17 protein-coding genes, 1 tRNA gene and 2 pseudogenes are annotated in these 20,148 nt (G+C 70.3%); 14 read left to right on the top strand and 6 right to left on the bottom strand.

Annotated elements, in window-relative coordinates; translation table 11 throughout:
• From DJ70_RS06825 to DJ70_RS06840, 4 genes and pseudogenes are all read left to right on the top strand, one after another.
• Positions 1–244: pseudogene (locus tag DJ70_RS06825) on the top strand (transcription initiation factor IIB); the annotation flags it as partial.
• A gap of 75 nt (positions 245–319) precedes the next feature.
• Entirely contained in the window at positions 320–754 is a 435-nt protein-coding gene (locus DJ70_RS06830; RefSeq protein ID WP_094531359.1) for a universal stress protein, read from the top strand.
• 47 nt (positions 755–801) lie between these two features.
• Complete coding sequence (gene menE, locus DJ70_RS06835; protein WP_094531361.1) at positions 802–2,835, top strand: o-succinylbenzoate--CoA ligase; 2,034 nt, start codon at positions 802–804, stop codon at positions 2,833–2,835.
• A gap of 84 nt (positions 2,836–2,919) precedes the next feature.
• A pseudogene (locus tag DJ70_RS06840) lies at positions 2,920–3,117 on the top strand (hypothetical protein); the annotation flags it as partial.
• Between the two features lie 140 nt (positions 3,118–3,257).
• Here the strand turns inward: DJ70_RS06840 and DJ70_RS06845 are convergent.
• On the bottom strand, positions 3,258–4,232 hold the full coding sequence (locus DJ70_RS06845) for a sugar phosphate nucleotidyltransferase (RefSeq protein ID WP_094531363.1): 975 nt from the start codon (positions 4,230–4,232) through the stop codon (positions 3,258–3,260).
• A 96-nt stretch (positions 4,233–4,328) separates the two neighbouring features.
• Between DJ70_RS06845 and DJ70_RS06850 the strand changes: the two genes are divergently transcribed.
• Positions 4,329–4,613, top strand: coding sequence for a transcriptional regulator (locus tag DJ70_RS06850; RefSeq protein ID WP_094531365.1), 285 nt, complete (start codon positions 4,329–4,331; stop codon positions 4,611–4,613).
• Positions 4,614–4,640: 27 nt separating this feature from the next.
• Here DJ70_RS06850 and DJ70_RS06855 read toward each other — a convergent pair whose 3' ends face one another.
• Positions 4,641–5,318, bottom strand: a complete 678-nt coding sequence (locus DJ70_RS06855; protein WP_094531367.1) for a DJ-1/PfpI family protein — start codon at positions 5,316–5,318, stop codon at positions 4,641–4,643.
• A 143-nt stretch (positions 5,319–5,461) separates the two neighbouring features.
• On the opposite strand from DJ70_RS06855, the gene DJ70_RS06860 reads away from it, so the two are divergent.
• Both DJ70_RS06860 and DJ70_RS06865 read left to right on the top strand, forming a co-directional pair.
• Positions 5,462–6,163 (top strand): hypothetical protein, encoded by a 702-nt coding sequence (locus tag DJ70_RS06860; RefSeq protein ID WP_094531369.1) that lies wholly within the window; start codon positions 5,462–5,464, stop codon positions 6,161–6,163.
• Positions 6,160–7,443, top strand: a complete 1,284-nt coding sequence (locus DJ70_RS06865; protein ID WP_094531371.1) for a hypothetical protein — start codon at positions 6,160–6,162, stop codon at positions 7,441–7,443. The genes DJ70_RS06860 and DJ70_RS06865 overlap by 4 nt, the downstream gene beginning before the upstream one ends.
• A 72-nt stretch (positions 7,444–7,515) precedes the next feature.
• Here DJ70_RS06865 and hpt read toward each other — a convergent pair whose 3' ends face one another.
• On the bottom strand, positions 7,516–8,085 hold the full coding sequence (gene hpt / locus DJ70_RS06870; protein WP_094531372.1) for a hypoxanthine/guanine phosphoribosyltransferase: 570 nt from the start codon (positions 8,083–8,085) through the stop codon (positions 7,516–7,518).
• A gap of 37 nt (positions 8,086–8,122) precedes the next feature.
• The gene (locus DJ70_RS06875) at positions 8,123–8,344 is read right to left on the bottom strand and encodes a hypothetical protein (protein ID WP_094531374.1); all 222 of its coding nucleotides are present in this window, start codon (positions 8,342–8,344) and stop codon (positions 8,123–8,125) included.
• A gap of 111 nt (positions 8,345–8,455) precedes the next feature.
• On the opposite strand from DJ70_RS06875, the gene aroC reads away from it, so the two are divergent.
• A complete protein-coding gene (gene aroC, locus DJ70_RS06880; RefSeq protein ID WP_094531376.1) occupies positions 8,456–9,643 on the top strand; it encodes a chorismate synthase in 1,188 nt (395 codons plus the stop codon).
• A 97-nt stretch (positions 9,644–9,740) separates the two neighbouring features.
• A complete protein-coding gene (locus DJ70_RS06885) occupies positions 9,741–11,294 on the top strand; it encodes a PAS domain-containing sensor histidine kinase (protein WP_094531378.1) in 1,554 nt (517 codons plus the stop codon).
• A gap of 11 nt (positions 11,295–11,305) precedes the next feature.
• Here DJ70_RS06885 and DJ70_RS06890 read toward each other — a convergent pair whose 3' ends face one another.
• Positions 11,306–12,181 carry a ZIP family metal transporter gene (locus DJ70_RS06890; protein WP_094531380.1) on the bottom strand — a complete coding sequence of 292 codons (876 nt, stop codon included), beginning with the start codon at positions 12,179–12,181 and terminating at the stop codon, positions 11,306–11,308.
• A gap of 214 nt (positions 12,182–12,395) precedes the next feature.
• Here DJ70_RS06890 and gyrB point away from each other — a divergent pair, with 214 nt between their 5' ends.
• The 3 genes from gyrB (at position 12,396) to DJ70_RS06905 (ending at position 18,900) form a co-directional block, all read left to right on the top strand.
• On the top strand, positions 12,396–14,312 hold the full coding sequence (gene gyrB / locus DJ70_RS06895; protein WP_094531382.1) for a DNA topoisomerase (ATP-hydrolyzing) subunit B: 1,917 nt from the start codon (positions 12,396–12,398) through the stop codon (positions 14,310–14,312).
• Positions 14,309–16,792, top strand: a complete 2,484-nt coding sequence (gene gyrA, locus DJ70_RS06900; RefSeq protein WP_094531383.1) for a DNA gyrase subunit A — start codon at positions 14,309–14,311, stop codon at positions 16,790–16,792. The genes gyrB and gyrA overlap by 4 nt, the downstream gene beginning before the upstream one ends.
• Positions 16,793–16,887: 95 nt before the next feature.
• Positions 16,888–18,900 (top strand): AMP-binding protein, encoded by a 2,013-nt coding sequence (locus DJ70_RS06905; protein ID WP_094531385.1) that lies wholly within the window; start codon positions 16,888–16,890, stop codon positions 18,898–18,900.
• 12 nt (positions 18,901–18,912) lie between these two features.
• On the opposite strand, the gene DJ70_RS06910 is transcribed toward DJ70_RS06905, so the two are convergent.
• Positions 18,913–19,389 (bottom strand): redoxin domain-containing protein, encoded by a 477-nt coding sequence (locus tag DJ70_RS06910; RefSeq protein WP_094531387.1) that lies wholly within the window; start codon positions 19,387–19,389, stop codon positions 18,913–18,915.
• 117 nt (positions 19,390–19,506) lie between these two features.
• Between DJ70_RS06910 and DJ70_RS06915 the strand changes: the two genes are divergently transcribed.
• Both DJ70_RS06915 and DJ70_RS06920 read left to right on the top strand, forming a co-directional pair.
• The gene (locus DJ70_RS06915; RefSeq protein WP_094531389.1) at positions 19,507–19,809 is read left to right on the top strand and encodes a Sec-independent protein translocase subunit TatA/TatB; all 303 of its coding nucleotides are present in this window, start codon (positions 19,507–19,509) and stop codon (positions 19,807–19,809) included.
• A gap of 59 nt (positions 19,810–19,868) precedes the next feature.
• Positions 19,869–19,941: transfer RNA gene (locus tag DJ70_RS06920), tRNA-Arg, on the top strand.
• Positions 19,942–20,148: the final 207 nt, after the last annotated feature.

A 20,148-nucleotide genomic window follows, 5' to 3' on the forward strand; every position in this document is an offset into this window, starting at 1 on the left:
CTCCGAGCTCGGTCTCAGCGAGGAGGTCCAGTCGAAGGCCAACGAGATCATCGAGACCACCGCCGAGCAGGGCCTGTTGTCCGGGAAGTCGCCGACCGGCTACGCCGCCGCCGCCATCTACGCCGCGTCGCTTCTGTGTAACGAGAAGAAGACCCAACGCGAGGTCGCAGACGTCGCTCAGGTCACCGAGGTCACCATCCGCAACCGGTATCAAGAGCAGATCGAGGCGATGGGTTTCCGGTAGCTCGCGGTCGCCCGTGGTTCGGACGCGACGGGAGGATCGGGTTTTTAATCGACACCCGGCGTATCGCCCGACGAGATGTACGACGACATTCTGGTGCCGACCGACGGGAGCCCCGCCTCCGACGCCGCGATCGAACACGCGATCGACCTCGCGGACCGGTACGGGGCTCGACTCCACGCGCTGTACGTCGTCGACGGCTCCGCCTACTCGACGCTCGAGGCCGGCTCCGAGATCGTCATCGACGCGCTCCAGTCGGAGGGCGAGGAGGCGACGGAGCGGGTCGCGGACGCCGCGGCGGAGGCGGGCGTCGAGACGACCACGACGGTGGCGTCGGGGACCGCCTACCGCTCGATCCGCGAGTACGTCGACGACCACGGGATCGACATGATCGTGATGGGAACGCACGGACGAAAGGGGCTCGACCGGTACCTGCTCGGGAGCGTGACCGAACGGGTGGTCCGGACCGCGGACGTGCCCGTCCTGACCGTCCGACAGCCCGACGATGAGTGAGCCACGACGATGAGTGAGTTACGCCCCCGGCTTCCGGCCGCCTGACCATGCGCGACTGGCTCTCACACCGGGTCGCCTCCTCCCCGGACGCGCCCGGACTGATCCGTGCGGAGGACGGGGAGACGTGGACGTACGCCGACCTCGACCGGCTCGTCTCGGAGACCGCGGGTCGACTCGTCGCACACGGGATCTCCGAGGACGACCGGATCGGCGTGCTCACGCCGCCGTACGTCGGGACGGTCGGGCTCGTCCACGCGACGATGCGCGTCGGCGCGACCTTCGTTCCGCTGGGCGAGGGGCTCACCCCGCGGGAGCTGGGCGAGCGCGTCGAGCGCGCCGACCTCGACGCGGTGGTCTGTGCGGAGTCGACCGAGTCGGACGCGCTCGCCGCCGTCGAGGAGGTCCCGGTGCTCTCCGTCGACGAGCCGACCGACGCGACGGTCACCGCCGTCCACGACGTCGACCCCGACCCGGTCGATCCCGCCGAGTGGGCGTTCGAGGACACGCTCTGTATCCTCTTCACCTCGGGGACGACCGGCGCGCCGAAGCCGGTCCCGCTCACCGCGGGCAACCTCTACTCCTCGGCGGTCGCCTCCGCGTTCCGGCTCGGCGTCGACCCGGAGGACCGCTGGCTCGTCTCGCTCGCGCTCCACCACATGGGCGGGCTCGCGCCGGTGTACCGGGCGGTGCTCTACGGGATGACGCTCGTGCTCCGGGAGGGGTTCGACCCCGGCGGGACCGCCGACGACATCGACCGGTACGACGTGACCGGCGTCTCGCTCGTCCCGACGATGCTCGAGCGTATGCTCGACCGTCGGGGGACGCTCGCGGACACGCTTCGGGTCGTCCTCCTCGGCGGCGCGCCGGCCCCCGAGGAACTGATCGAGCGCTGTCGGGACTACTCGATCCCGGTGTACCCGACCTACGGCATGACGGAGGCCGCCTCACAGGTGACGACCGCCACGCCGAGCGCGACCCGCGACCGGCCGGAGACGGTCGGTCGTCCGATCTTCGGCACCGACGTGGTCGTCGTCGGCGAGGACGGCGACCCGGTCGAGGCCGGCGAGACCGGCGAGATCGTCGTCGACGGTCCGACCATAACGCCGGGCTACCTGGGTCCCGACGCGACGGGATCGGCGTTCGGCCCGCACGGCCTCCACACCGGCGACGTCGGGAGTCTCGACGAGGAGGGCTACCTCTACGTCTTCAACCGGCTCGACGACCGGATCATCTCCGGCGGCGAGAACGTCGAGCCGGGCGAGGTCTCGGACGTGCTGCGGGGCCATCCCGCGGTCGACGACGTCGCCGTCGTCGGCCTCGCGGACGACGAGTGGGGGGAACGCGTCGCGGCGCTCGTCGCGGTCGGGGACCGGCCCGCCGCGAACCGGGGGGATGCGGACCGAGGGGACGCGAGTCCGGAGGATGACCGGGACGCACCCGCCGCGGACGGTGCGGCCGACGCGACCGGCGCGGCCGACGCGACCGCCGAACACGCACCGACCGGACCCGACGACGGCGACGCCGGGGACGAGGACGACGTCGGCACCGAGACTGGCGATAGGGACGACGCCGGCGCCGACTCCCCGCCCGGAACGGACCCCGGTTCCCCGATCGCCGAGGAGGCCGATCCAGGGAGCGGACACGGCGATCCGGGGAACGAGGGCCGCCTCGACGACGCGCTCCTCGAGTTCGCCAGGGACCGGCTCGCCGGCTTCAAGATCCCGAAGACCGTCGCGTACACCGACGAGCTCCCACGGACCGTCTCCGGGACGATCGACCGCGACGCCGTGAGGGAACGGCTCCGCGAGACGGGTCACGACCCGCGCGACGAGTTCGGAAGCGCCGGCTTCGAACCGGCCGACCCCGAACCGGCGGACCTCGATCCGACGGATCTCGACCCGGCGGAGTCGGTGCCGGGGGACAACGAACCGCCGCCGGAGGGGTCCGCGGACGACCGTGACGGCGCGGACGACGGCGACGCCGCCGACCGCGACGACGACGGGGCAGACGGCGATCCGACCGACGCCGGAGCGGGCGCGGACGCCGAGGATCCCGCCGACGATCCGGAACCGTCGGCGTGAGGGACGCCCGCGGTCGCCCCTCCCGCCCGCCGGGCGCCGAACCCGTTTAGTCGCCGCGGGCCGTACCGGCGCCCGGTGACACGCGTGTACGTCCCCGACGATACGCCGGCGGCCTGTCCCGCCTGTGGCGACCCCTACGAGTCGGTGTCGCGGCACACGGGCGGCTTCGCGGTCAACCTGCTCGACAACGCACGCTACCGGCGGGTGTGTTTCCACCCGGCGACGACCGACGGCGATCCCGCCCTCGACTGTTTTCACCACACGCACGCGGAGGCGGGCACGGGCGACGCGGCGGACCGCGGCTCCGCCGATACCGCTTCCGATGCGGGCCTCGACATCGACCACGGGGCGGACGCCGATGACGACCGCGACGCCGACGCAGCTCGCGAGGAGGCGGGCTGAGTCGCCCGACCGAACGCCCGCTAGAACTCCTCGCCGCTCGTGATCGAGGTGTACGCGCCGATCAGCGACCCGGTGAGCTCGACCTCCTCGAGGACGGCGTGCTCGTCGACGACGGTGTTCTTCACGTCGCTGTCCGCGATCGTCGCCTCGGGGAAGACGACCGCGCGCTCGAGCGTGCTGTCCGCGACCTTCGCGCCGTCCATCACGTGGACGACGTCGCCGATCTCCGAGTCCTCGACGGTCGCGCCGTCGGCGACGAGGCTGCCGCCGTCGAGGGCGTACTCGACCGTGTCGAGGTAGCTCTCGGCGGTGCCGATGTCGTACCACGCGCCGTCGAAGGTGAACGCGTGGACGGGCTGCCGTGACTGGAGCCACTGGAGGAACCAGCCGGGCTCGTCGGGGTTGTTGTCGTTCTCGAGGTACGTCGAGAGGTCGGGCAGCGTCTCCGCGGGGAACGCGTAACACGCGATGGAGACGAGCGTGCTCTTGGGGTCCTCGGGCTTCTCCTGGAAGTCGACGACCCGGTCGCCGTCGAGGTCGACGAGGCCGTACGACTTGGCGCGCTCGAGCGACCCCACGTCGTAGGCGGCCAGCGTCGGCGTCCCCTTCTCCTCGAAGAAGTCGGTGAACTCGGCCAGATCGAAGCTGATCAGGTTGTCGCCGGCGACGACGAGCAGGTCGTCGTCGACGCCCTCGCGGTCGACGAGCTGGGCCAACGCGCCGACGACGCCGAACTTCTCGTCCTCCTCGACGGTCTCCTCGATCGACAGGGTGGGCTTCTCGAACTCGCTCCCGTCGAGGTACTCGGAGAACGTGTCGGCGAAGCGCTCGTTGGTCGAGACGAACACCTCGTCGACCCGGTCGTCGGCCTCGAGGTCGGCGAAGATCTCGTCGATGACCGTCCGCTCGCCCACGGGGAGGAACATCTTGGGTCGGTCCTTGGTTATCGGCCAGAGCCTCGTCGCGTATCCGCCGGCAAGTACCACTGCTTTCATACACGTACCCCTGCGGGCGAGCGACATACTTCTTGTGCCTCCGTCAACGCGTCGAGGCTCCGTCGGCGTTTTACCTCGTCCCCGCCAGCGGGCGGTATGGAGACGACCCGACAGCGGATCGCGGCCCGCCTCCGGGCGGAGCCGGCCACCGCGAGCGATCTCGCGGCCGAGCTCTCGTTGCCGACGCCGACCGTCTACGAGCACCTCGAACACGTCTCCCGATCGATCGGCAACGACGACGCGGATGAGTCGTTCCTCGTCTCGCCGCCGACGTGTCGGGACTGCGGCTTCGACGGCTTCGACGACCCGCTCAACGCGCCCTCGCGGTGCCCCGAGTGTAACTGCGAGCGGATCGACGAGCCCGCGTTCGTGATCCGGTAGCCGACCCTCCGGTAGCCGGCTCCCGACTCACAGCCGCTCGAGCAGCGCCGCCGCGGCGGCCGACGACGACCCCGGCCCGCGGGCGGTGATCAGGTCGCCGTCCTCGGTCACGCTCTCGTCGGCGTCGAGCTCCGCGTCCCACTCCGCGCCGGCCATCCGGACCTCGTCTTCGACCCAGTACGGGAGCTTTCGGCCGTCGGGAAGCACGTCCGCGTCGTCGACGATCCCCTCCTCCCACTCGTTCGGGAAGCCCGTCACGGCGCGTCCCTCGACGAGGGCCGTCCCGTCGGCCTCGCGGGTGAACCCGAGGATCCCGACGGCGTGACACACCACGAGCGCGACGCCCTCGCCGCCGCCGACCGCCTCGAGCAGCAGCTGGCGCGCGTGCCGGTCCTGGTTCACGTCCCAGACGGTGCCGTGGCCGCCGGGGAACACGACCGCGTCGTGGTCCGTGGCCGCGACCGTCGCGAGCGGCGCCGGGTCGTTGAGCCTCGGATGGCTCTCGTCGACCTCGCGGTACTCCGCGGCGACCTCCTCGCCGCCCGCCGCGTCCGGCTCCAACGAGCGCTCGTCGACGACCGGCGGCGAGCCCGAGGGCGTCGCGACCGTCACGTCGACGCCCGCCGACTCGAGCGTCGTCAGCGGCTCGATACACTCCTCCGCCCAGTACCCCTCCTCGCTCACGACGAACAGCGCGCTTGTCATGTCCGCTCGGTCGTTCGGGCGCACGAGGGAAAAGGAGACCGTGGCCGGCAGCGACCGGGGGCGATCCGGCGACGGGCTCGGCCGATCCGTCCGCGACGCGCCGGTCCACAAGACGTATCCCGCCCCTCGGCGAACCGCCGCCGATGCCCCGCACGACCCGCAGACGAGCCCTCCTCGCGGCGGCGTCCGGGATCGCGGCGTTGGCCGGCTGTGCCGGTTCCAGCGAGCACTCGGCGTCCGTCCCGGCACCGACGGAGGACCGGATCCGTGACTACGAGGTCCGATCCGTTCGCGACGAGTCCGGCACCCCGCTCTTCGTCCGGGAGGACGGTCGACGGAGCGACGTCGACGACGGCGGAAACGAAGACGACGGCGGAAACGAAGGCGGCGGCCGCGAGACCGAAACCCGGCGCTATCGCGGCGGCCGGCGCGTTCTGACCTCGACGGACGCCCTCGCGGACCTCGCGTTCGAGGACACGCCCGAGGCACGGGCGCTTCGCGAGTTCGTCGCCGGGACGGAGTTCGAGACCGCGTCGGTGTACCTCCTCTCGATGCCGATGGAGGAGTGTTACACGGTCCGGCTCCGGTCGGTCTCCGTCGAACGGGACGAGCTCGAGGGCGGCGACCTCCACCCGCACGCACGCTTCTGTCGGCGCTACCGCCCGGCGGACGTCGCGTGCGAGACGGGCCGGATCCACACCGTCGGGTTCGCGATCCGGCTGCCCGTGGCGGCGGACCGATCCGGCGGAAGCGGCCGCGGCATGTCCGGCTCCTGCCGGCCGATCCCCCGGAACGAGCCGTTCGACCCCGACCTCGACCCCGCACCGGGGGGTGAGGACGCGTGACCTCGCGTCGGTCGCTGCTCGCCGGGATCGGCGGCGCCGGCGCCGCCGCCCTCGCCGGCTGTACCGGAGTCGTCCCGTGGCGCGACGACGGGACCGACAGAGCCGACGTCGCCCTCGCGCCGGACGCGGTCGAGCCGGTCGAGCGATCTCCCTCCCCGTTCCCGGTCGCGGTTCCCGAGTCGCTCGCGGCGGCCCACGGGACCCGCGCTCGCGAGCTGCTCGGCGCGGTTCCGGCGGACCCGTCCCTGCCGAACGCCGCCGTCGAGCGGGAGCTCCGGAACGAGCGCGAACGCGCCGCGGACCGGATCGAGAACGGGAGCGACCGCCCCTGGCCGACTGACCGGCTCGCGGGGTGGCGCGCGATCCGGAGCGACGCGGCGACCGTCCGCGGCGCGCACCGGGCGGCGACCGGCGAGGACGACTCGGAGGCGGTTCGCGGGCGCCGACGCGCGGCGCGCGAGGACCTGGCGTCGTTCGTGGCCGCCCACGAGTATCGCGCCCGCTCCCCGCTGGAGGCGACCCTCGTTCACGCGCCGGTCGAGGACCTCGTGGCGACGTGTCGCCGTCGCGTTCGCCCCGTTCGGACGTACCCGGCCGATCCGGTTGCGAGGCCGTTCCGCGCCGGCGAGGCCGTCGGCTGGATCGAGGGCGCCCGCGCGACGCTCGACGACGCGACCGGCCTGCTGGAGACGTACCGGGCCCGGCGCGACGGGACGGACTCGTGGTGGTCGTCGCTGATCGCGTCCGCCCGGCGGCTGCGGCTCGCGGTCGATCGCGAGCGCACGACGGTCGGGCGGTTCCTCGAGCGCGACGATCCCCCCGTCGACGAGGACCTCCGCGGGACGCCCGCCCGCCGGCTCCTCGTGGAGGCCAGCCGACGCGCCGAACGGCTGAGCGAGGACGTCGAGGAACGCGTCGACGACGGGGCCGTCGCGACGGCCGCCGTCGGGGCCGGGCGGGCCCTCGCCGCGATCGAGACGCTCTCGACGGCGGTCGAGGGAGTTCGAGACGGCGCCTACCGCGATCGCGTGACGGCCGAGTCCGTCGGGCGGGCGGCCGACCGCGCCCGCGAGTCGCTCGCCGGGGTCGCCGCGGCCGACGATCCGCGGCTCGCGGCGCGGATCGCAGAGCCCGCGTTCGGAACGCACGCGTACGTCGTCGACCGGATCGACGAAGGGCACGCCGATCCGGTTCGCGCTCAGGGCGACCTGGCCTTCGTCGACCTCTACGCCCGCGCCGTGCCGCCGGCGACGCGGTTCGTGCTCGACCGGCTGGACTGAGACGGAACCGGCGGCCCCGCGGCCGCGGCGGTCGGGCGGAACGTCGTCGAGAACCCGGTCGATTCGCGAGGACTACTCGTCGCCCTGCGCGTCGACGATCACGACCTCGCCGTCCTCGACCGTGACGTTGATCAGCGTCTTGACGTCGTAGTCGGTCTCGTCGAGCTCGTTCTCGCCGGCCTTCTTGATCACGGCGACGACGTCGACGACCTCCGCGCCGACCTCGTCGGTGAGCGCGTCGAGGATCGCCTTCATCGTGCCGCCCGTCGAGAGCACGTCGTCGAGCACGAGGACGCGGTCGCCCTCCTCGACGTCGTTGATGTACATCTCCGACTCGGAGTAGCCCGTCTCCTGGAACAGCGGGACCTCGCCGTCGAGACCGTACTGGCGCTTGCGAATGACGACGAGCGGGATGTCGGTCATCAGGGAGAGCGCGGTCGAGATGTGGATCCCCATCGCGGCGGGGGTGACGATCTTGTCGACGTTCTCCAGCTCCGCCTTCCGGATGATCCGGATGACGATCTCCCGGAGGAGCTCCGGTTTCAGCATCGGGACGCCGTCGCTGATCGGGTGGACGAAGTACTGGTACTCGCCTTTCTCGATGATCGGCGCGTCGAGGAGCGACTGCCGCAACTGGTCCATGTCGCCGGTACTCGTGGCGGTTAATAAAGCGTGGCGATCACGCGTTTTCGCGGGCGTCGATCTCGGTGTAGATGTACCACGCCGCGGTGTACGCCGACAGGAAGAGCAGATAGCCGACGACGAGTCCGGCGGTGCGCCGTGCGTCGAGCCCGCCGGGAAGCGTCCGGGAGAGGACGGCGAGCGCGACGAGGAACACGAGAAACGAGAAGAGTCCGGAGAGCGCGTAGACGCCGATGTCCGAGGTGAGCCGGTCGCGCATGCCACGACCCACGGGGGCGCTCGGTAAACCGCCGTCGGTTCGGCGGGCCGACCCGTCGCGACCCCGCTCGCGGATTGCAACCCCTATATGCCCCCGGCCACACGTGCGGGTATGAACGGGAACCGGTTCGGTCGCCTCTTCCAGGTGACCACCTACGGCGAGAGCCACGGCGACGCGATGGGCGTGACCGTCTCGGGCGTGCCCGCGGGCGTCGAACTCGACGAGGACGCGATCCAGGCACAGCTCGACCGGCGCAAGCCGGGGCAGTCGATGATCACCACCTCGCGGGGCGAACCGGACGAGGTCGTCGTCAACTCCGGCGTCCAGGACGGCTACACGACCGGCACCCCGATCGGGATGACCATCCAGAACAAGGACGCGCGCTCGGGCAAGTACGAACCGTACGTCACCGCGCCCCGTCCCTCCCACGGCGACTACACCTACTCCGCGAAGTTCGGCACGCGCAACTGGGGCGGCGGCGGGCGCTCCTCCGCGCGCGAGACGGTGAACTGGGTGGCCGCGGGCGCGGTCGCGGAACAGGTGCTCGACGCCTCCGAGCACGACGTGACGATCAAGGCACACGTCAACCGCATCGGCGACGTCGAGGCCGACGACGTGAGCTTCGAGCAGCTGCTCGAACACAGCGAGGAGAACGACGTGCGGTGTGCGGACCCCGAGGCGGCCGCGGAGATGCAGGAGCTGATCGAGGAGTACCAGGAGCGCGGCGACTCCATCGGCGGCTCCATCTACTTCGAGTGTCGCGGCGTCCCGCGCGGGCTCGGCGCGCCGCGCTTCGACGGCTTCCCGAGCCGCCTGGGGCGGGCGATGTTCTCCATCCCGGCGACCACCGCGGTCGAGTTCGGCCTCGGGCGGGAGGCGGTCGGCGTCTCGGGCAGCGACCGCAACGAGGACTGGACGTTTGACGACGGCGAGTCGTTCGACCACGTCGAGAGCGAGGCGGGCGACCCGGTGCCGGTCGGCAACGACCACGGCGGGCTCCAGGGCGGGATCACCACCGGCGAGCCGATCTACGGCGAGGCGACGTGGCACGCGCCCACCTCGATCCCGAAGGAACAGCACACCGCCGACTGGGAGACGGGCGAGGAGAAGGAGATCCAGGTCGTCGGGCGACACGACCCCGTCCTCCCGCCGCGGGCCGTGCCGGTCGTCGAGGCCATGCTCCACTGTACCGTCCTCGACTTCATGCTGCTCGCCGGGCGGATCAACCCCGACCGCGTCGACGGGAACCCCGGACAGTACGACACCGAGTACCACCCGAGCAGCCCGCGGAACGAGTGACCTCCACGCGGGCGGGTCCGCCCGCCCGACCGCGGCCGCGGGACGTACCCGTTCCTCACGTTTTTATCCCCGCCCGACGCATCACCCGTATCGCACGATGGGACCCTCACACCCCCCGGACGGATCGACCGACGCGGACGGCGTGACGGGGGGCGACGCCGGCGACGTCCACGGACCCGATCCCGACGGGATCGACCTGCGCACGTTCCGTGAGGTCGTTCGTAACGCGGGACACTCGATCTACTGGACCGACACCGGCGGGACGATCGAGTACGTGAACGACGCGTTCGTGGAACAGACCGGATACAGCGCCGAGGAGGCGGTCGGAAGCAACGCGAACATCCTTCAATCGGGCGTCCACGACGGGCAGTTCTACGAACGGCTCTGGGACACGATCCTCTCCGGCGAGGTCTGGTCCGGCGAGATCGTGAACGAGCGGCGTGACGGCGAGCGCTACGTCGCGAAACAGACCATCTCGCCGATCGCGAACGGGGACGGGAAGATCGTCCGGTTCGTCGCGGTCAACGAGGACGTCACCGAACTCCGCGCCTCTCGGGAGCGGGCGGAACGGGAACGCGACCGCTTCGAGCAGCTCCTCGACGCGGTTCCGGTGCCGCTCGTGCTCTCCGAGTTCAGCGGCGGCGACCCGATCGTCGAGCAGACGAACCGCGCGTTCAGGGAGCGGTTCGGCTTCGACCCCGGTCGGCTGATCGGCTCGTCGCTCGACGAGTTCATCGTCGACGAGGACGACACGGCGAGGGCCGGCGAGATAAACGAGCGGATCCGTCGGGGAAAGCGCGTACATCGGGAGGTCGTCCGTCGGACGGCGAGCGGCGAGCGACGCACGTTCCTGCTCGTCGCGACGCATCTCTCGGGCGATGACGGCGACGAGGCGCTGGGCGCGTACCTCGACATCACCGACCGCAAGCGCGCGGAGGAGGAGCTACGGCGGAAGAACCGCCAGCTCGAGGAGTTCGCGGAGGTCGTGAGCCACGACCTGCGGAACCCCCTGAACGCCGCCACCGGCCACCTGGAGATGATCGACGCGCCGGAGGACGACCCGCACCTGGCGTCGGTGGCGAACGCCCACGAGCGCATGGCGGACCTGATCGAGAACATCCTGTCGCTCGCGAAGCGGGGACAGGGCATCGACGAGACGGAGCCGATCGAGCTCGACGCCTTCGTCGTCGACTGCTGGGACGCGATCGCCACGGGCGACCTGCGGCTTCGGAACGAGGCGTCGGGGACCGTGCGTGCCGATCCGGCTCGGTTCCGGCAGCTGCTCGGCAACCTCTTTCGGAACAGCGTCGAGCACGGGTCGACTAGCAGTCGGTCCCAGGCCGGCGGCGACGTGGAACACGGGGCCACGGGCAGCCGGGCGAAGCCGGACGACGGCGACGATGACGGGGCCACCACCGTCACCGTCGGCGACCTCCCCGGCGGGTTCTACGTCGAGGACGACGGGCCGGGGATCCCGGAGGAAGCGCGCGAGGATGTCTTCGACTCCGGGCACACGACCGCCGAGACCGGGACCGGGTTCGGGCTCGCCATCGTCCGCGAGATCGTCGAGGCACACGGCTGGTCGGTCGCCGTGACGGACGGCGCGGCGGGCGGCGCTCGGTTCGAGTTCACCGGCGTCGACCGCGAGTGAGGCTCCGGGCGCTACGCGACCACCACGGCGTCGACGACGACCAGGAGGACGAACCCGGCGAGGAAGGCGGCCGTCGCGGCGTCGGCGTGGCCGTGGCCGTGCGAGGAGGGGATCATCTCGCGGAAGACGACCGCGAGCATCGCGCCCGCCGCGAACCCGGCCGCGGCGGGGAAGAGCCCGGTGGAGAGGGACACGAGCGAGAAGCCGACCGTCGCGGCGAGCACTTGCGGGACCGTCCCCGACAGCGCCGTGTACGCCAACACTCGAAGGCTGCTCGCTCCCGTCTCGGCCATCGGGACCGCGAAGGCGAAGCCGTCCGGGACGTTCTGGAGGCCGATCACGACCGCCAGCACGAGGGCGACCTCCTCGAGCCCGGAGGCGAAGGCGACGCCGATCGCGAGGCCCTCGGGCGCGTTGTGGAGGGTGATCGCCCCGCCGACGAGCAGCGCCCGGCGGAGCGTGGCGTCCACGGTCGCGGTCGCCCCGCCCTCGACGACCTCGTCAACCCGGCCGGCGTCGCTCCCGAGGTCGTCCTCGCCGACCTCCCCGCTTCCCGCCATTCCCGCGACGTCGGCCCGCGTCGCGCCGCCCTCCGCGCGCCACCCACGATACCGGGCGTGAAGGTGCGGGATGAGTCGGTTGCCGGCGAGGAGGCCGAACCCGCCGACGAGGAGCCCGGCCAACACCGCCTCGAGGCTGCCCTCCTCGGTGCCGGGGAGGATCAGTCCGAACACGCTGGCGGCGATCATCAGCCCGGCCGCGAGGCCGAGGGCCGCGTCGTACGTCCGGTGGCTCACTCGGGCGCGGACGAACACCGGAAGCGCGCCGATCCCGGTCACGAGTCCCGTCGCCCCCGCGATCCCGATCACGGTCGGGAGGTCGGTCATGGCGGGTGATCCGGACGACGGGGCATAAACCCGAGTCACACGGCGGCGCCCCTCGCGTGATCGAGGCCGTTCGACCGGCCCCGGCGTCGCCGAGGCTGCGCGTTCCGTCGTGTTCTCGGCCACGTTTCCATTCACGAAAACAATACCTAGTCTTGTACGCCCGCGCGCGTGCGTCGGGTTTATAACCCGTCACGGACTACTTCGGACAAGTTCTATGCCAGAGGAGACCGAATACGGAGCCGGCCAGATCCAGGTCCTCGAGGGCCTTCAGGCCGTCCGAAAGCGTCCGGCGATGTACATCGGGTCCACGGACGGACGCGGGCTCCACCATCTCGTCTACGAGGTCGTCGACAACGCCATCGACGAGGCGCTCGCGGGGTACTGTGCGGAGATCGACGTCACCGTCCACGAGGACGGCTCCGTGAGCGTCCGGGACGACGGTCGCGGCATCCCCGTCGACACTCACGAGAAGTACGACCGCCCGGCGCTCGAGGTCATCATGACCGTCCTCCACGCCGGCGGAAAGTTCGACTCGAAGTCCTACCAGGTCTCGGGCGGCCTCCACGGCGTCGGCGTCAGCGTCGTCAACGCGCTCTCGGAGCGGCTGGAGGTCGAGGTGAAACGCGACGGCGGCGTCTACCGACACGAGTTCCGGCGCGGCGAGCCCGCTCCGGACGGGTTCGAGCGCGTCCGCGATCTGGATCCCGCGGAGGACACCGGGACGTACATCCGCTTTTGGCCCGACGACGACGTCTTCGAGACCACCGACTTCGAGTTCTCGACGCTCTCCAGCCGGCTCCGCGAACTCGCCTTCCTCAACTCCGGCGTGGCGATCACGCTGGCGGACGAGCGCGACGGGAACAGCGAGACGTACCGGTACGACGGCGGGATCCGCGAGTTCGTCGGCTACCTCAACGAGACGCGGACGCCGATCCACGACGACGTGATCTACTTCTCCGACGAGGACGAGGGCGTCCACGTCGAGGTCGCCATGCAGGCGACCGAGGAGCTTCAGGGCTCCGTCCACGCGTTCGCGAACAACATCAACACCCGCGAGGGCGGCACGCACCTCACCGGGTTCAAGACGGCGCTCACCCGCGTCGTCAACGACTACGCCAACGAACACGGGCTCGTCGACGACCTCGACGCCAACCTCAAGGGCGAGGACGTCCGGGAGGGGTTGACCGCCGTCATCTCGATCAAGCACCCCGACCCGCAGTTCGAGGGGCAGACGAAGACCAAGCTCGGGAACAGCGAGGTCCGCGGCGTCGTCGAGTCGGCGACCCACGAGAAGCTCGGCACGTTCCTCGAGGAGAACCCCGACACCGCCCGCAAGATCGTCCACAAGGCCGCGGAGGCCGCCAGGGCGCGGAAGGCCGCGAAGAAGGCGGAGGAGCTGACCCGTCGGAAGTCGGCGCTCGAGTCGACCGCGCTGCCCGGCAAGCTCGCCGACTGTCAGACCCGCGACCCCACGGAGGCGGAGCTGTTCGTCGTGGAGGGCGATTCCGCGGGCGGGTCGGCGAAACAGGGGCGGAACCGCGAGAACCAGGCGATCCTCCCGCTCAAGGGGAAGATCCTCAACGTCGAGAAACACCGGCTCGACCGGATCCTCGAGAACGACGAGATCCGCGCGCTGATCACCGCCATCGGGGCGGGGATCGGCGAGGAGTTCGACATCGACGACGTCAGGTACAACAAGATCATCCTCATGACCGACGCCGACGTCGACGGGGCCCACATCAGGACCCTGCTTTTGACCCTGCTGTACCGTCACATGAAGCCGCTTCTGGAGGCCGGCTACGTGTACGCGGCACAGCCCCCGCTGTACCGGATCCGCTACCGCGGCGAGACGTACGACGCGATGACCGAGGCGGAACGCGACCGGATCGTCGAGGAGGAGTGTGACGGGAACCCGACGCAGGTCCAGCGGTTCAAGGGCCTCGGCGAGATGAACCCCGACCAGCTGTGGGACACGACCATGGACCCCGCGAACCGCCGCCTCAAGCGGATCACGATCGACGACGCGGCCGCCGCCGACCGGATGTTCAACGTCCTGATGGGAGACGCGGTCGAGCCGCGAAAGCAGTTCATCAAGGAGCACGCGACCGAGGCGGAGTGGGTGGACATATGAGCTCGGACGTACCCGACGTCGACCCGAACGACGTGCGCGCCGCGCAGGTGACGAACGCGCGCATCGAGGACGAGATGGAGCAGTCGTACATCGACTACGCGATGTCGGTCATCGCGGGGCGTGCGCTCCCGGACGTCCGCGACGGGCTCAAACCCGTCCACCGGCGCATCCTCTACGCGATGCACGAGGCGGGCGTCACGAGCAACTCCGCACACCGCAAGTCCTCCTCCATCGTCGGCGAGACGATGGGCGACTACCACCCCCACGGCGACAGCGCCATCTACGACACCCTCGCGCGGATGGCCCAGGACTTCTCGATGCGGTACCCCCTGGTCGACGGCCAGGGGAACTTCGGCTCCGTCGACGGCGACCCGCCGGCGGCGATGCGGTACACGGAGGCGCGGATGGCCCCCATCGCCGAGGAGCTGCTCGCCGACATCGAGCGCGACACGGTCGATTTCACCGCCAACTACGACGACCGTCTCGAGGAGCCGGCGGTGTTGCCCTCGGCGGTGCCGCACCTGCTCGTCAACGGCTCGTCGGGCATCGCAGTCGGGATGTCGACGAACGTCCCGCCGCACAACCTCGGCGAGGTCGTCGACGCCACGGTCGAGCTCATCGAGGACCCGGACGCGAGCGTCGAGGACCTGATGGAACACGTGAAGGGGCCGGACTTCCCGACCGGCGCGAACATCGTCGGGCGCAACGCGGTCCATAAGGCGTACAAGACGGGTCGCGGCCGGATCCGCGTCCGTGCCGAGTTCGAGGTCGACGAGGAGGCGGGACGGATCGTGATCACGGAGCTCCCCTTCCAGCAGAACAAGTCCCGGCTCGTCGAGCGCATCGCCGAGGACGTCAACGAGGGAGCCATCGAGGGGATCCGCGACCTCCGCGACGAGTCCGACCGCGACGGGATCCGCGTCGTCGTCGAGCTCAAGCGCGACGCGATGGCGGAGGTCGTCAAGAACCAGCTCCTGGAGAGCCACCTCGAACGGACCTTCGGCGTGATCAACCTCGCGTTGGTCGACGGCTCGCCGCAGGTCCTGGACCTCAAGGAGACCCTCGAGCACTACGTCGATCACCGGCGGGACGTGGTCCGTCGCCGCTCCGAACACGAGCTCGACGAGCGGGAGGACCGCGCGCACATCCTCGAGGGTCGGTTGAAGGCGCTCGAGAACGTCGACAGCGTGGTCGAGACGATACAGGACTCCGAAGACCGCGACGCCGCGAGGGCGGCGCTCGAGGTGGACTACGACTTCTCGGAGGCGCAGGCGGAACACATCGTCCGGATGCAGCTCGGGTCGCTGACCTCGATGGAGACCCAGGAGATCGAGGCGGAGTACGAGGACGTGACCGCGCGGATCGAGCGGCTGGAGACGATCCTCGCGGACCCCGACGAGCTCGACTCGGTGATAATCGAGGAGCTCGAGGAGATGAAAGCGGAGTACGGCGACGAGCGGCGCACGAGCTTCATCGAGGACACGGGGTCGGTCACCCACGAGGACCTGATCCCCGAGGAGGAGTGTATCGTCGTCATGAGCGAGGACGACTACATCAAGCGGATGCCCCTCGAGACGTTCCGGGCGCAGAACCGGGGCGGGAAGGGGATCATCGGCGCGGACCTCAAGCAGGGCGACCGCGTCTCCTCCGTGTTCGCCGCCAACTCCCACGACTACCTGCTCGTGTTCACCAACCACGGGCAGATCTACCGGCTGAAGACGTACGAGATCCCGGAGATGTCCCGGACGGCCCGCGGAAAATCGGCCGTGAACCTCCTCGACCTCGACGACGGCGAGGAGATCGAGGCGGTCGTGAACACCGACGACCTCGACGACGACGAGTTCCTCACGATGGTCACCCGCGACGGGTACATCAAGCGGACCGCCGTCGACGAGTTCGGCAACATCCGGTCGACCGGGATCCGGGCGATCCGGCTGGAGGACGGCGACGAGCTCGTCGACGTCGAGGTGACCGACGGCGGGACCCACATCGTCATCGGCAGCCGCGACGGGATGGCGATCCGGTTCGACGAGGACGACGTCCGGCCGATGGGACGGACCGCCCGCGGCGTGATCGGGATCGACCTCCGGGAGGGCGACCGCGTCGCCGGCGTGGCGGCGGTCGACGCCGAGCGACACAACTGGGTGTTGACCGTGACCGAGAACGGCTACGGGAAACGCTCGGACCTCGACGAGTACCGGCCGCAGTCGCGGAACGGGATGGGGCTCGTCGACATCAAGACGGGGGATCGAAACGGCAGCGTCGTCGCCATCGAGGCGGTGACCTACGGCGACCACCTGATCGCGATGAGCGCCGACGGACAGATCATGCGAACCCGCGTCGAGGAGATCTCGACGGTGAGCCGGAACACCATGGGCGTCATCGTGATGGACCTCGAGCCAGACGACGAGGTCGCCTCCGTGGACATCGTCCCCGAGACGGCGTACGCCGACGGGAACGCGGAGCGCCCCGAGAACTGAACCGGGCGCCGCACGGCCGTCGCGACCGGCGGTCCGTCGCCTCGCGGATCCTTCAGGAAAGTTACTTACGATCTCCGGCGGAACGGCCGGTCGAGATGGACGAGTACGAGGCGATATCCGAGGTGGTCCACGAGCCCGACCCCGCGTTCGCGGAGGCGACGAACGTCGCCGCGTTCATGCGCGAGTACGGGATCGACGACTACGAGGAACTGATCGCGCGCACCACCTCGTCCGTCGACCGGGAGCCCGAGTCGGGCGTCGACTGGTTCTGGGACGAGGTCGTCGACTACCTCGACGTCGACTTCTATACCGACTACGACGCGGTCCGCGACGACGCGGACGGCCCGCAGTTCACGGAGTGGTATCCCGGCGGCGAGATCAACGTCGCCCACAACGTCGTCGACCGCCACGCCGCCGTCGACTCGCCGAACCGGAACCGCGTCGCGCTGATCTGGGAGGGCGAGCCGGGCGACGTGCGCGAGGTCACCTTCCACGAGCTTCACCGAGAGAGCAACCGCGTCGCCAACTACCTCGAGTCGGTCGGAGTGGAGACCGGCGACACGGTCGGGCTGTACATGCCGATGGTGCCGGAGGTCGTCTCGATCCTCTACGGCTGCCTGAAGGTCGGCGCGATCGCCGTCCCGATCTTCTCGGGGTTCGGGCGCGAGGCGACCGCGACCCGGATCGACGACGCCGAGCCGGCGGTGCTGTTCACCGGCGACGGCTTCCACCGCCGCGGCAGCGAGGTCCGACTGAAGGCGACGGCGGACGCCGCGATCGACGACGCGGGCCACGTCGAGGACGTGGTCGTCTACGACCGGCTCGGCGCGACGCCCGACGGCGAGGGCGCCGAGCCGGTCCCGTGGCAGGCGGGTCGGGACGTCACGTGGGGCGACGCGATCGAGCCGCGGTCGCCCGAGTACGGGACGAAGCGGCTCCCCTCGAACGCGGAGTCGATGCTGCTCTACTCGTCCGGGACGACCGGGACGCCGAAGGGGATCGTCCACACCCACGCCGGCGTCCTCGTTCAGTGCGCCAAGGAGATCCACTTCGGCTTCGATCGGAAGCCGGCGGACCGGTTCTTCTGGGTCGCCGACATCGGCTGGATGATGGGGCCGTGGACGCTGATCGGCAACCACGCCTTCGGCGGCACGGTGGTCATGTACGAGGGCGCGCCCGACCACCCCGAGCCCGACCGGTACTGGGAGCTGATCGACCGCCACGGGATCACCCAGTTCGGCGTCTCGCCGACGGCGATCCGGGCGCTGCGGAAACACGGGGACGAGTGGGTCGAGGGCCACGACCTCTCGAGTCTCCGAATCTTAGGCTCCACCGGCGAGCCGTGGGACCCCGAGTCGTGGACGTGGTTCCACGAGGAAGTCGGCGGCGGCGAGTGTCCGATCATCAACATCTCGGGCGGCACGGAGATCTGCGGCTGTTTCCTGATGCCGATGCCGAACCGGCCGCTGAAGCCGTGTACGCTCGGCGGCCCCGGACTGGGGATGGCCATTGACGTCGTCGACGAGACGGGCGAGTCGGTCGCGGCGACCGACGAGCGCGGCTATCTCGTCGCGCGCGACTCGTGTCCCTCGATGACCAAGAGCCTCTGGTCGGGCGACGAGCGCTACCTCGAGGAGTACTGGTCGACGTGGCCCGACCTCTGGGACCACGGCGACTTCGCCCAGCGGGACGCGGACGGCTTCTGGTTCCTCCACGGCCGTGCCGACGACGCGCTCAACGTCGCCGGACGGAAGGTCGGTCCGGCCGAGATAGAGGGCGTGTTGATCGACCACGACGCGGTCAACCAGGCGGCCGCGATCGGCGTCCCGGACGAGACGACGGGGACCGCCGTCGTCGCCTACGTCATCGTCGAGCCCGGCGTCGAGCCGACCGACGCCCTCCGCGAGGAGCTCCGGGACCTGGTCGGCGCGGAACACGGCAAGCCGTTCCGGCCGCGCGAGGTGCGCTTCGTCGACGCCTTCCCGAAGACGCAGTCGGGGAAGGTCATCCGGCGGGCGATCGGCGCGGTCCACCGCGGCGAGGACCCCGGCGACCTCTCCTCGATGGAGAACCCGGAGGCGCTCGAGGGGCTCCGCGATCCCGACTGAGCGCCCGCCTCGTCAGTTCGTCGTGGCGGCCGCGGCGTCGGCGACCGCGGCGTAGTCGGGCTCCTGCCCGTGTCCGTCGGCCAGCCATCGGTACGTGACGGTTCCGTCGGTGTCGATCACGAACACCGATCGGCGGGCGACGGCGTCGACGCCGTACCCCTCGAAGGCCGCGATCGCGTCGTACGCCTCGATCGCGCGATGGTCGGGGTCGGCGACGAGCCCGAACGGCAGCCCGTACTCCTCGCGGTAGGCCGCGAGCGCGTGCGGGAGGTCCGTGCTGACGCCGAGGACGGTACACGCCTCCGGAAAGCGGTCGAACTCGTCGCGGATCGTCCGCATCTCGTCGGTACAGGTGCTCGAGAACGCGGCCGGGAAGAACGCGAGGACGACCGGGCCGTCGCCGATCGCCTCCGAGAGGCGGAACGGTTCGATGTCGTCGGTCACGAGCGAAGCGGAGAAGTCGGGGGCGTCGTCGCCTGCGTCGACCATGCGGACGCGAGGTCCCGAGCGCGTATATACCGGACGATCCCCGGCGTCTCGACGCGTCCGTGACACCCCCCGAAGGCAAAAAGACTATAATCGACACAGGGTTACGACCGGGTAGAGATGACAAGCGCGATTCCACTGATCGGCGGCATTCCGGCGGGGCCGGAGCTCCTCATAATCCTGCTCGTGTTGGTCCTGTTGTTCGGCGCGAACAAGATCCCGAAGCTCGCACGCTCGACCGGGCAGGCGATGGGCGAGTTCAAGAAGGGCCGCGAGGAGGTCGAAGAGGAGCTACAGAAGATGCAGGAGGGGGACCTCGACGCGGACACGACGGCCGAGCCGCCCGCCGAGGCGACCGCCGAGACGACGACCGACGACGACCTCGAGACCGAAACCGAGACCGAGAAGGAATCGAGCGCGTAACTGACGCGTATCCGACGCCTCTCCCCGCGATCCCCGTTCGATCATCCCTTCTCCATCTCGGGCACGTGGCCTAGCGGATAGGGCGAGGGGTTCCTAACCCCTCGATCGCGGGTTCAAATCCCGCCGTGCCCGCTCTCCTCGTGTTCGTCGCGAGCGTGGCTGATATCGCCGACGTATCATCGAATCGTCCAATTCAGCCACCTTTTTCATCGTCGGGTGCCCTCGCTCACTGCGTTCGCTTCGGGAACCGCTCCTCGAAAAACCTGGAGGGAAAAAGCCGACTCCGCCGTCTTCGACGGCTCCGTCGGTGAACCGCTCGCTTCGCTCGCGGATGCTCAC

The organism is Halorubrum halodurans, from assembly GCF_002252985.1.
In the GTDB taxonomy this organism is placed as follows: domain Archaea; phylum Halobacteriota; class Halobacteria; order Halobacteriales; family Haloferacaceae; genus Halorubrum; species Halorubrum halodurans.